At 42.9% G+C, this 12,160-nt stretch carries 12 protein-coding genes; all 12 read left to right on the plus strand.

Annotated elements, in window-relative coordinates:
• The first annotated feature begins 2 nt into the window (after positions 1 to 2).
• The 12 genes from ACBR23_RS00655 to ACBR23_RS00710 all read left to right on the plus strand — a co-directional run bounded on the left by ACBR23_RS00655 (position 3) and on the right by ACBR23_RS00710 (position 11,764).
• The gene (locus ACBR23_RS00655; protein WP_371119390.1) at positions 3 to 758 is read left to right on the plus strand and encodes a hypothetical protein; all 756 of its coding nucleotides are present in this window, start codon (positions 3 to 5) and stop codon (positions 756 to 758) included.
• Between the two features lie 13 nt (positions 759 to 771).
• Positions 772 to 1,614: a hypothetical protein gene (locus ACBR23_RS00660; RefSeq protein WP_371119389.1), complete on the plus strand. Its 843-nt coding sequence runs from the start codon at positions 772 to 774 to the stop codon at positions 1,612 to 1,614.
• Entirely contained in the window at positions 1,615 to 2,535 is a 921-nt protein-coding gene (locus ACBR23_RS00665) for a hypothetical protein (RefSeq protein WP_371119388.1), read from the plus strand.
• 4 nt (positions 2,536 to 2,539) lie between these two features.
• Positions 2,540 to 4,681 carry a hypothetical protein gene (locus ACBR23_RS00670; protein ID WP_371119387.1) on the plus strand — a complete coding sequence of 714 codons (2,142 nt, stop codon included), beginning with the start codon at positions 2,540 to 2,542 and terminating at the stop codon, positions 4,679 to 4,681.
• Between the two features lie 42 nt (positions 4,682 to 4,723).
• Positions 4,724 to 5,809 carry a hypothetical protein gene (locus ACBR23_RS00675; protein ID WP_371116159.1) on the plus strand — a complete coding sequence of 362 codons (1,086 nt, stop codon included), beginning with the start codon at positions 4,724 to 4,726 and terminating at the stop codon, positions 5,807 to 5,809.
• A complete protein-coding gene (locus tag ACBR23_RS00680; RefSeq protein WP_371119386.1) occupies positions 5,751 to 7,058 on the plus strand; it encodes a VWA domain-containing protein in 1,308 nt (435 codons plus the stop codon). The genes ACBR23_RS00675 and ACBR23_RS00680 overlap by 59 nt, the downstream gene beginning before the upstream one ends.
• A gap of 2 nt (positions 7,059 to 7,060) precedes the next feature.
• Positions 7,061 to 7,927: a hypothetical protein gene (locus tag ACBR23_RS00685; protein WP_371120854.1), complete on the plus strand. Its 867-nt coding sequence runs from the start codon at positions 7,061 to 7,063 to the stop codon at positions 7,925 to 7,927.
• Between the two features lie 54 nt (positions 7,928 to 7,981).
• Complete coding sequence (locus tag ACBR23_RS00690) at positions 7,982 to 8,896, plus strand: ARC6/PARC6 family protein (protein ID WP_371119384.1); 915 nt, start codon at positions 7,982 to 7,984, stop codon at positions 8,894 to 8,896.
• A gap of 136 nt (positions 8,897 to 9,032) precedes the next feature.
• The gene (locus ACBR23_RS00695; RefSeq protein WP_371119383.1) at positions 9,033 to 9,665 is read left to right on the plus strand and encodes a D-alanyl-D-alanine carboxypeptidase family protein; all 633 of its coding nucleotides are present in this window, start codon (positions 9,033 to 9,035) and stop codon (positions 9,663 to 9,665) included.
• 39 nt (positions 9,666 to 9,704) lie between these two features.
• Entirely contained in the window at positions 9,705 to 11,189 is a 1,485-nt protein-coding gene (locus ACBR23_RS00700) for a VWA domain-containing protein (RefSeq protein WP_371119382.1), read from the plus strand.
• Positions 11,186 to 11,350: a hypothetical protein gene (locus ACBR23_RS00705; RefSeq protein WP_371119381.1), complete on the plus strand. Its 165-nt coding sequence runs from the start codon at positions 11,186 to 11,188 to the stop codon at positions 11,348 to 11,350. The genes ACBR23_RS00700 and ACBR23_RS00705 overlap by 4 nt, the downstream gene beginning before the upstream one ends.
• A 21-nt stretch (positions 11,351 to 11,371) precedes the next feature.
• The gene (locus ACBR23_RS00710) at positions 11,372 to 11,764 is read left to right on the plus strand and encodes a hypothetical protein (protein ID WP_371119380.1); all 393 of its coding nucleotides are present in this window, start codon (positions 11,372 to 11,374) and stop codon (positions 11,762 to 11,764) included.
• Positions 11,765 to 12,160: the final 396 nt, after the last annotated feature.

The raw sequence follows: 12,160 nt of genomic DNA on the forward strand, positions 1-12,160 counted from the left end.
CGATGGGGGTGATTTATATTGGCGATCGGGCAGCAGGTAAAACTCACTTAGCAATGGAGTTAGCAAACCCAAGAAGTAAATATGTCAAAGTTACTTATCCTGATTACGAAAATCTTAAAGCGATGCTTTATGATTCCGAATTAGATAGTACAAAAGCCACGGATGCAGTATCCGCAATTCATAGTCGTCATTTAGAAATTCAGGTAGAACTCCCTACTGGACACAAGCAAATTACTTTAGATTGGATAGACACACCAGGAGAAATATGGCGAAATAGTTGGCAATCAGCTAACCCAGATGAGTGGAATAAATTCTTAAACACTATTTTGCAAAGCGAGGGAATTTTGCTAATAGTTGAACCATATCGAGAAATTATTAAGCCCAGTGCTGCTGTTAATTATGATGATTTTATTACTCAGCAACAGTGGTGCAATAGGTTCGAGCGCTGGGTAGAGTTTTTTCGTCATGATTGTAATAAAGTCCGACATTTAACAATCTGCTTAAACAAAGCTGATATGTTTTGTGATATTGCAAAAGAAGAGTCACAACTAGAATATATTCCCCACCGTTCTAAAAAGAACTGGCTCCAACGGCAAGAATACATCATCGATCTACCCTATTTCAGTCCTATCAAGCCTCATATCACAGAAATCAAAAAAAGTGTATCTGGATCTGTTCGTTGCTTCGTTACTAGCATTCACAATCGCTCTTTATTAGAATTGCCTTGGATTTATCTAGCTACATTTTTAGCCAAGTAAAGGAGAAAAAATCATGGGAAACATTTGCGTTATTGGGCCGAGAGGATCGGGAAAAACTACCTATTTAGCTGCTTTAGCATATAAAAAGCAAACAATGGGTAAGTCAAAAAAGTTTAACATTATCCCCTTAAATGATGATGCAAGACAACTCGCAGATAAAGCTGAAAATATTATTTGCCAAGGAGAATGTTTAGAGCCAACAGTCATTGGAGGAGAAATTAAAAGCGTTGATGATTTGCCATACTACTCTTTTCAGTTGGAAATTGCTAAATCTTGGTTTGTGAATCCAGAATCATTTCAAGTAAACGTTAGAGATTATCCGGGGGAGGTATTTGAAAAAATAGCAGATTCCAATTTCTCTGATGCTATCTATGAAGGTTTTATTAATGAATGTTTGATGAAAGATGTCGTAGGGTGCTTAATTATTTTAACCGAGTGGGACAGAGCAAATGATAGTTTTTATGGTCGAGTAATGAACCAATTTATAAAATTAATGGATTCTCACAATCGCACCCATGACTTGCGCCTAGCGGTGGCCATGAGCAAGTGTGAAAGGGGAGAACTTTGGTCGGGAAGATTAGACCCAGAAACAGATTTATTTAGATTGCATCTCCCTAAAACAACAGATGCTTTGCGAAATAACAGAATTCTATCCCAAAATCTTCTACGGTTTTATGCCATTTCTACCTTTGGAGTATTGAAGCGAAATGACCCCAGACCAAATCGCATTGATGAACAGGGAAAATCTGGCAAAGCTTCGGTTTTGAGAGATGCCCCTCGCTGGCTGTCTTATAACCTGATTGAACCTCTTCATTGGCTAAGTCAAACTACTAAATTAAAGGGAAAGGTGAAATAAATGGTGGATTGGTTTAATCAAAATAAATCAACAAAATCGAGTGTTACTGAGCCGATCGATCGCAGTGGCGTAATTCGGGTAATAGGCGATCGCAACTCTGGCAAAACCGCTTACATGGCATCCCTAGCTTATTGGCCCAATGCCAATGCTTCTAGTCCCGTTCAGACTGTCACGCCTCTGAATGATGACACCAATCAATTGGTTGATAATGCTCAAAATATCTTGGAGCAAGGACTACAGCTTGAACCAACCGATCTGAATACAAGTGTCGATGATATCAGAGATTACACCTTAAGTATTGTGCTTAAAGGGCAATTTAGCTGGAAAACGCCGAAAGTCAACTTGCAACCGCAGCTTGTCCGGTTAAACATAAGCTGCAAAGACTATGCGGGTGAATTTTTTAGCGACCTGCTTCACAGAAACGGAGATGCGCTGCTAGGAGACTACCTAGAAGATTGCGTAAGAGCAACGGGAATTATGTTTCTCGCAGATGGCACAAGCCACCAGAAAGATTCTCAATATTCTAGCGGTCTAGATAAGTTTTTAATAGCCCTCGATCGCACTGATATTAGCAGCAGCCAGCGACGCATTGCCTTTGTAATGACTAAGTGCGAACAGTCGGAATTATGGGTGAACCGCCATGAGCCGAGAGAATTAGCCCAAGCTCGTTTCCCCCAAACTTTTAGGAAATTACAAGCATGGCAACAAACGGGAGGCGGTCAAGTAGATTACTTTACTACTTCTGCTTTCGGTGTGTTGGGGAGCAAGTATCCAGAACCAAATTCAGTACGGATCAAGCGCGATCGCGGCGGCACGAGTTCTTGTATTAAAGACCCGAAACGCTGGCGACCTTTTGGTTTAGTAGCTCCCATTTACTGGCTTTGTACCGGCGAACGACACAAAGAACTAGATAAGGACTAAAAAAATGAATTCATCAATCGTTAAAATTCACGAATTTAGCACTAGCATTCAAGCAAAAAAGACCTCCGATGGCGGGTGGGAGTCCCAGGGATTTGCGGGGCAGTACATGAACAAAACCATTGATCCTCCCGCAGCAGTCCAAAGCGCGATTGTCAATCGAGAATTTGCCGTTGCGGAAGGTGCATCCAGGGACAATCCTGCAATCATTGGCCGCGAAGTGCAGGGTGATGGCGAAGACTGGTCAGTCGTTGCTGTTGTTACTAGGGTCAAAGAGGATAGAGGTCGAGCACCTAGTGTGTATCGTTACTTTCTCTGCGAAGGGAAGGGCAATTTATGGAAGATTCTGGCTTGGATCGAGTCTGAACGCCAAGGGGGACGGATGCCTGTTTTCGACCCCTTTGAAACGAAATATATGGGGCAGCCCAATCAATTTTCTGCTCCCAATCAACCTCAAATTCCTCTGGGTTCAGAACTTGAACAATTACTGGCTAATGATGCTCCAGTTATTGTTCCCTTTGGGAAGGCGTGTACCACATGGATTGTCGATCGAATGGCGACGGAAAAAGCCAGACGAAACAGTCAGCTTGTCTCCTGGGCTTTTCAAGTAGAAGCCTTGGAGCAACCCAGAGGTTTTTTGGTGATTCAGCCCGCTAGCGAAAAAGCCCAAGAATTGTTGCACAGGGCGATGGCTAGCACGCCTCAATATACCGCCCCCATTGCTAGGGAGTACGAGATTAAATCCGCAATTAAAGGTTTGATTAGCCGGGATAAGGTCAAGCCGGAGCAAGTGGAAGTAATTGAAACATCAATTAACCAAGTTAAAGATAGCGATTGGGAAGTAATTTTCAACGGACAAGGGTCTTCCCAGGCTCTCAGACAGGGAATTTACAGCCCTCAAATGGTGCGTCTTTTGACCCTGAGAGCGATGGTAATTCCCCAGACATTGCCTGATTTTTTGGATTGGATGCAGCAGCGGGGAAAACAGGAGGATCATTATCAAGTATCGGAGGTTTTTCAATCTGAAGTCAATAACTTTTTTACTCAAAATGTGGGGCAGTCACAGCATATTTTGAGAAAAGTATTTGAAGGAGTTATGTTGATAATTCCTCGAATTATCCAGCACCCAGAACTCTTAAATCCTACTGTCTGGATTTTGAGTGCGCCCTCTGGAATTTGGAGGAAATTCTATTATCAATTTGTTAGCCAAAACATTAAGAATGAATTGATTTTGATGAGTAAGCGGGTCAATACTTCGCAAAACGCCACCAGGACGCAAAACCCTCAACCCAGTATCACTGATGACCCTCAGTGGAAACAACTATTCCACGAATTAAGAGTTTACTGGCAGAATCGTCCTTATCCACATGATGAAAAATATTTGCCATTAGCTGAACTTTTTGGCGGGTTAGATGAGGCAGAAATGGCTGCATTTTTTTATCAGGTAAGTTTGGGTTGTGTTCCCAAAAAGATATTTTATCGACTCAAGCAGGAAGGCTGGAAGCCTAATGTTCCTGTTTATGGCTTGAGAGTCAAAAAACAAGTTGGTGTAGCAGAGTATTTGTTGGTTTCACTAATTGAAATAGGAGGTATAAACGTGCCACTTGCAATTGTATTTGTACTGCTCATCTTGACCTTTATCGGAGGATTTTGGTCAGGTGGAGCATTAAATAGTTCCAAAAAACCAGGAGAAACTACTAGAAGTGACTCAAAGAATGTTCAGCAATCTGATGTGCCATCATATCCAGATGAAAGAGAAAGTGATTACGCCAAACCTGCAAAAAAACCAACCACACCTCCAGACTCAAACCCTAATTATTCGGAAATTGAGCCTGAGTACAAAGAAGGGATGAAACAAAACAGATTCGAGACAACTATTGATTCTATTGAGCGAATTGTCAAAGAGGTGGGAAAAAAGCGATATAAATCTGACAATGAGATTATCACAGCACTTAAGGAAGTTTTAGATGTTCCTGAGCTAGATTATAAAGGAGCAAAAAATTACGATCGCCAAGAGCAAATTAAGTTGGTAAAAGCTATTTATTCATACCAAGAAAAATCTACATTGAAGATTGGTTATGGCTTTCTTGATGGTGCAGAGAAAGAAACAGGTAAGCTTTTAAAAGAAGATATCCAAAAAAAGTTGTAAATTCGGAATCTACAAGGAAATTAATGAGATTGATATGGAATTATGATGAGAAGCTACCTGTACATACTCGCGGGCATTACATCAGCCTTAATTGGCTGGAACCTCGGTCAAGTATTCCTCACTGACTTAGGTTTACTGAAGCAATTTCCCGAACTGATACTCTTTCCCTGCATCGGAGTGGCACTGAGTGTTGCAATGGTGTTTACTGAAATTTTTGTCAGTACCCCCACTAGACCTAAATTGTGCTGGCGAATTGCCTTGTTTCCCCTGAGCATTGCAGCGGGATTAGGGATATTTTTTGGCTTGATTTCTGGGGGCATTGCCCAGATTTTTCTGTTGCCACAAAATCCGTTTGATCGTCGAATTTTGAGAATCGTTTGTTGGCTGTGCATCGGCGCTTCCACGGGCATTGCTGAGGGGGTTACTTGGCGGTGGCACAGCACCGAGGCGGGAGATGCCAAGCGTTTTTGGCAGCGCTTCCAGACAAGTGTAGTTGCCAGCGTTGCAGCGAGTTTGGCGGCGGTTTTGATTTTGGAAATCCTGGGGCAAATCGGAGTTTTTTCGGGGGTACTGGAGGGTGTGGAAGACCCCTTGGGTTTTTCGATATTGGGAATGTTATTGGGTTTTGGATTGAGCCGATCGACATCTCCTAGCTACATGGCGGCTCTCAGGGCTGGTACTGGTTTTGAATACACAGGAGAAAATTATGACGATCGATTTGGTAGCTCGAACATCGCACCTGCTTATCCCGCCATTGATAAACAGCAGGCAAAACTCAAGTTTGTTAGCGATAGTGAATCCGACAAAATTGAGGAAGGTTTATCAATTCAACTGCCAGAAAAAGGCATTATCAGAATTGGTTCTGCTCCCAAAGCAAATATCCAAATTCCGGGACTGCCCCTTCATGTTGCTGATTTAGAAATGAAAGCCCGTGAAGCTATTCTGAAACCTAATGCTAAGTTCTACGGCTGTATCGAAGTGAATGGCATACAGCTTAATTCCCGCGACAATATTTCTCTCAAACACAACTATCTCCTAACTTTTTACCCCGAAGATGAATATACAACCAATGGACAAAAATTCTACCGATTTGTTTACTACAATCGCTTCCTCGATCCGCAAGCTTAGTCTATCTGCACTGCTAGCTCTTTCTCTGGGAAATCCCGCCTGGAGTCAGGCAAAAACTGCGGAAATTGTCGGAAAACCCACCGTGGCAAAGGCTCGAGTGACTGTCCGCATAAAAGTCAAAGATGCTAACGATAAACCTGTGATGGGTTTACAGGATACAAACTTTAGCTTGATAGTCGATCGCAAACCACTGAAATTTCGCGGCAAAGATTGGAAAAGCCCCGATGAAACCATACCACCTCCGGCTTTCATTATTGTGCTGCTAGATTACAGCGGCAGTATGCAGCAAAAAGACAGCCAGGGTACTAGCAAGATAGAAGGAGCTCTGAAAGCCATTAAAGAGTTCACAACAGAACTTGGCAATCGTTGTCCCAAGAATTCAACGGTTGAATGTCCCACACCCAAGGTGTCAATTGTCCCCTTTGGCGACCCCGGACCTGCTTGTGAAGGGAATCCAGTTAATCAGAAGGTATTAGCACAAAAAATCTTTTTGCCTGCTAATTCTTTCCAATTAAATGATTATCTGGATTCTCTGGCGGCTCAAAAACCTTGTGCTTCTACAAATATTTATGAGCCTCTGAGTAAATCGATTCAGTTTTTGGCTACCGATCCGAGTTTTTCTGTACCAGAAGATTCTAAGCAACCGCAGCCAAGATTGTCTGTAGTTTTGTTATCGGATGGCTATCACAATAAACCTAATGAGGAGCGAGATTTCAATAATTTATTAGCGCTATTGAAGCGCAATGAAAAAATCACTGTTCATACTTTGGGTTATGGTTTCACACCAGCTCAGTTGGGGCAGAAGTATGGTTTGGGGAGACCGGCTAAGCGTTCTGATATTGGTAAGGGCGATCGCAAAGTTCCTGAAGAGGTATTTGTTGACGAAAACCGCTTAGCTGAAATAGCGAAAGTGACGGGCGGTATCGCTGAGTTTTCACCCAATTCTCAAGCGGTGGCTGAGAAGTTGAAATTATTTCTGAATGCTCTTTTGGGCGAGTACGAAATTAGCTACGAGCAGCCGAATGCAGAGAAGGGTTCTAAGCACGATGTTGAGGTGGTAGTTCAATCCGATCTCGCGGCTAAGGTGCAGTCAGAATCGGCATCTTATAGGATCGAATTTTTTGAGACACCGCTCCCATTGACCACCCGCATGATGATGCTGCTAGGGGTGTTGGTAGCCATAGGTGCTGGGGGTGTTTTACCCTTTTGGCTGTGGGCGAACCATTTAAAGCAAGAAATGGAGAATTAGAGATGAAAAGCCTTCATTACTTCACCAAATTATTGGCTAACGGTCTACTTTTAATAAGTTTTGGATGCGCTCCTATGCCTAACAGTAAAAATCAAGCATCAACAAGTTCAAAGGGATGTTTAGACAAACCAGAACAGTCACTAGAAATTCAAAATGTTAAATCTGTCGTATTAGGAGAGCAGATGTTAAGAGAATCAGTAATTGCTAATCAGAGTAAATCAATGGGGTACACCTTTGAAGCCAAGGCTAATCAAAAACTGACTTATACAACTAATCAAAATGTTTGTATTTGGGTTTTCACACCCGATAATCAACTCTTGAATACTGGGGTTTTACCCACCACTGGAAAGTACACAATTCAAATATCTGCACCGCAAGGATCTACGACTGTTGACTTATCAATGGGTTTAGATGTTGCACAAGCAACTCCTGCAAGTATACCTAATTCCTCAGCAGTGACATCCGCGCCTTCTCCAGAAAATACACCTAATTCCTCAGCAGTGACATCCGCGCCTTCTCCAGAAAATACACCTAATTCTGCCCCGCCTGCAAATACCACTGCTACTCGAACTTCCCGATCGAATTTTCCCAAAGCCAGTTGCGGAGATCCTCTACCTACCAATCCTAATGATTATCCGGTGGATTTTTATCCGGTTTACCTACCCGACAGCGAAGCTAATTTACAACTAGCGCGATCGCGCTTTTGCCAAGATGCCTTATTTAAACAACGAAAAGATACTGGAAGCATAGTAGTTCAAGTAGCTTCCTTTAGTAACTATCAAAGAGCCATAGAGTTTAGGGATTTTTTAAATTCTGAAACTAGCGGTTCTACTATAGGCGCTTCTACAAGATGGCTAAATAAGCCTTGAAAATTATCCGAATTTAAATGACGGTCAATCCCAGAAATTGTCAGCTAAAACAACATGAACAAACTTTGGCTTTATCTAGTGTTAATCATAATTGGTGGATGCAGTGCAGTTTCTTCCAATCCCAACTTGAATTCAGTATTGGCTGGTAGCACTTGCCCCGAAAAACCTGCAAGCACTTTAGACTCAAAAGATGTCAAAGCTATTTCCCTGAATACTTCTGGAACTATTACGGAGTCAAATAAAAACCTTGATCCCAGCAAATCTTTAGGTTATACCTTTGAAGCTCAGTCAGGTCAAAAACTCAGCTACAAACCTACAAACAATGTCTGTATTTGGATTTTTACACAGGATATTACTCTTGTGAACCATACAGCTTTTCCCAAGTCAGAAGAATACGCTGCTGCTTTGCCCAAGTCAGGAAAATATACTATCCAAGTTGAGGCACAAAAAGCGATCGCAAATTTTAACTTAGAAATGAGTTTAGGCACTTTGCAAACATCTGCAATTCCTGCGGTACGTGCTAGTCCCCAGACGACATCTAATAATACTCCAAATTCACCTTCATCTAATACCAACAGTAGCGCGTTGACTCAACAACAAGCTAGTCAAGTTATTCAAAATTGGCTGGATGCTAAAAAACGGCTATTCGCTCCTCCCTATGAAGAGCAATTAGCTGCTAATTTTACCATTGGCGAACGTTATATTAAAACCACTGGTGCTATTAAATGGCTGCGAGACAACAACGCTTACTATGATTACAAAATAGCTAAAGTTGACTCATCTAATAACTTATCTGTTTCTTCCGATCAAGCGCAAATAGACGTTAATATCAGTGAAGATTTAGTGTTGTATGTCAACAATCAAGTCGATTCAAGCGTTACTACTAATGGCGTTAAAACAACGGCGTATCGATTTTTCTTAAAATTAGATGCAGGTACTTGGAAAATAGAAAATGTTGAAAATCTATAGGTAATAAAGCATGAAGAAAAAATCCAGTCATAAGTTTTCATTTAAAAGTTTTCTGTTTGCAACAACGATAATTGCTTCAATTATTACTACAATAGCTGCAACATGGCTACTGCTACCACAAATTTATCCAAAACCTATGAGGCAGGTTTCAACAGTCAAATTGTCAACCGTCGCAACCCCAGTTCAGGAACAAAATTCTTCTAACTTGATGGGGCATTTGTATTATCAAGAAGCCAATCAAAACGATTTGATTATTATAGCCAGCTACGCTCAACAGCAATATCAGCGGTTCGAGTACCTCGATCAAGAAGCTGCAAAAGCACTGATGAAACTCATTTACGCTGCTCGCGATCAAGGAGTTTGGATTGTTCCTGTTTCAGGTTTTCGTAGCATTGAGAGACAAAAAATTATATTTGATGACCAAATAGCGCGTCTCGGCTCTGTTGAAACTGCTTCAAAAGTCAGCGCTCCTCCAGGCTACAGCGAACATCATACTAGCTATGCTGTGGATCTAGGTGATGGTAGGTTTCCCAAACAAGACATTACAAATACTTTTGTGGATACTGACGCCTATCGTTGGCTTAACCAATACGCCAAAGAATATGGATTTGAAATGTCTTTTCCTCTCAACAACTCTCAAGGCGTTCTGTTTGAACCTTGGCATTGGCGATTTATAGGTTCATCTCGCGCAGCTACAATTTTTTCCAAAGTTACAGATAGCCAAGAAGTAAATAAAAGTGAACCCCAATATTACCAACAGACAAAATAATTCTGAGTAATCATTTTGCGAAAATAAGGAGATTTGACTGTGCAAAACTTTTTCGGACAATTAAGACAAAAACTTAGCAAGCCCATACTTTTCGGCCTCTATGGAGCAGTGGGTTGCCTAGGTGCTGCAACATTATTAGGTGAAGCTTTCCTAGCACTAACCAAACTTCCACCAACACCCCGATCGCCCCAAGCCATCGTTTTATTAATCGACTGCTCCGGGAGCATGAATGAAAACAACAAACTCCAAGAAGCCAAATCCGCCGCCAAAGCTTTTGTACAGCGACAAAACCTTTCACAAAATAGCCTCGCCATCGTCGGATTTGGCAGTAACGTTCAAGTTGCAGCGCCCCTGAGCGGCAATAAACTGATGCTCGAACAAGCGATCGCCCAACTTTCCGATGGTGGCGGCACGAGGATGGACATCGCCATTGAAGCCGCAGCACGAGAACTAAAGACAAATCCCCTCCAACGTCACATCCTACTATTTACTGACGGACAACCGGGCTATACGGGAGCTAACCGGCGACAAGAAGAAGCCAATACCCTCACCGCAGGAAAATCAGCCAAAGCTCAAGGAATCAACCTGGTTGCTGTGGCTACCGGCGATGCCAACACCAACTTTTTGACCAACCTGACAGGCGATCGCTCCCTTGTTTTCTATGCCAATTCCGGCAACTTCGATCGAGCATTTCGCCAAGCAGAACAAGCCATTTACAGCAACCAACTCGTGGAATCGGGGCCCACAGGCGATTACAGCTTGCTCTACTCCGTGCTGCGAATTGGCGGATGGACTGCCCTGTTAGCGATCGGCACATCTTTAGCTCTGATTGCCGGTCAAAACCATTACCTGCGCCGCCGCCTCCTCACACCCAGCGAAGGAACTATGGGTACTGGGGGTAGCCTCGCCGCCGGAGTTGCAGCAGGGGCGATCGGGCAACTCTTATTTTTACCCGTCGCTAGCATCCCGATTCTTGCCCTTGGTGGCAGAGTCATTGGCTGGACTATCCTCGGCACCTTCCTCGGCGGCGGAATGTCCTTCTTTGTCCCCAATCTCGAAATTCGTCGCGCCCTACAAGCTGGAGGTATTGGTGGTGCTGCTGGGGCGATCGGTTTCCTATTAGTTTCTGCCACTTCTGGAGATTTGGTAGGGCGACTGGTAGGTGCTGCGATCGTCGGTTTTTTCATTGGTTTGGCGATCGGCCTAATTGAAGATTTGAGCCGAAGAGCGTGGCTAATCGTCCATTGGACAGCCACAGAACAGCCCTGCATCAATTTAGGTACAACACCTGTAATTTTTGGCAGTTCTGAAGATGCTCACATCTACTTGCGAAAAGACCTAGGTTATCCGCCTGTTGTAGCCAAAATCTACCTGGAATCAGGAAAAATCATTATGCAGTTTGATGAGGAAATGCAAACACTAAAAGGCATGAAAGTTTTAAGGCACGAACTAGCCAACGGCGACAGGAGAAAAATCGGAGAGGTGATGATTGAAGTAAAAACTGCTATGGAGAAGTTGCCATGAATTGTAAAAAAGGCGATCGGACTAAATTTCGGATATTCATTCAAGATTTACCGACTCCGACCAAAGAAACCGGGTTTTTACTTAATTTGTGGGTAGCAATGAAGTATTTTCGTAAAAAACCCGGTTTCTGGGAACCCGCGCAGTTTGCAAGATATTTGTAGGTAACTCAATGAAATAAAAACATGATCAAATACACCCTTGCTCTGAAAGTTAAAGACTGCCCAAACCCTAACGAGGAGTATCAATATAGTCTCAGCCTCAATCTGCACCAGGAAAACAACCCAGACAAAATATTCACCTCAGAAATCAAACAAAGTATGCGAACCAGCTTGCAAAACCAAAGTCAATGTCTAATCAACAATAATCACCTGAATCAAATGATAAATAAGTGGATTCAAGACATCAAAGAAGGATATCGAAGCTGTCCCATTACTCTTGATTTGCCCCCGCTGATAATTGAAAAAATTAACCAATTGCAGGAAGCGGGAAATCAAGAAATGCCGACCCCTATCTATCCAGATTTATCTGAGATAGCGCCCTGTTGGGGAATGCTACCACCGCTGAATTTTTGTTGATACATCTTGCACCGCGATCGAACAATACGATTCAGTTAACACTGTTAATTCCCCGGAGATCCCCCTAAATCCCCCTTAAGAAGGGGGACGCAAGAGCAACTTCTTGTCCCCCCCTTTTTGGTGGGTGCCCATTGGTGTCAACAACTAGGGCAAAAACCTTTATATCTCTCGTTTGTCGCGGAGCCTAGATCCCCCTAAATCCCCCTTCTTAAGGGGGACGCAAGAGCCGACTCTTGTCCCCCCCTTTTCACCGCGATCGAACAATACGGTTCAGTTAACACTGTTAATTCCCCGGAGATCCCCCTAAATCCCCCTTAAGAAGGGGGACGCAAGAGCAACTTCTTGTCCCCCCCTTTTTGGTGGGTGCCCATTGGTGTCAACAACTAGGGCAAAAAC

It is taken from the genome of Microcoleus sp., from assembly GCF_041354475.1.
In the GTDB taxonomy this organism is placed as follows: Bacteria; Cyanobacteriota; Cyanobacteriia; order Cyanobacteriales; family Microcoleaceae; genus Microcoleus.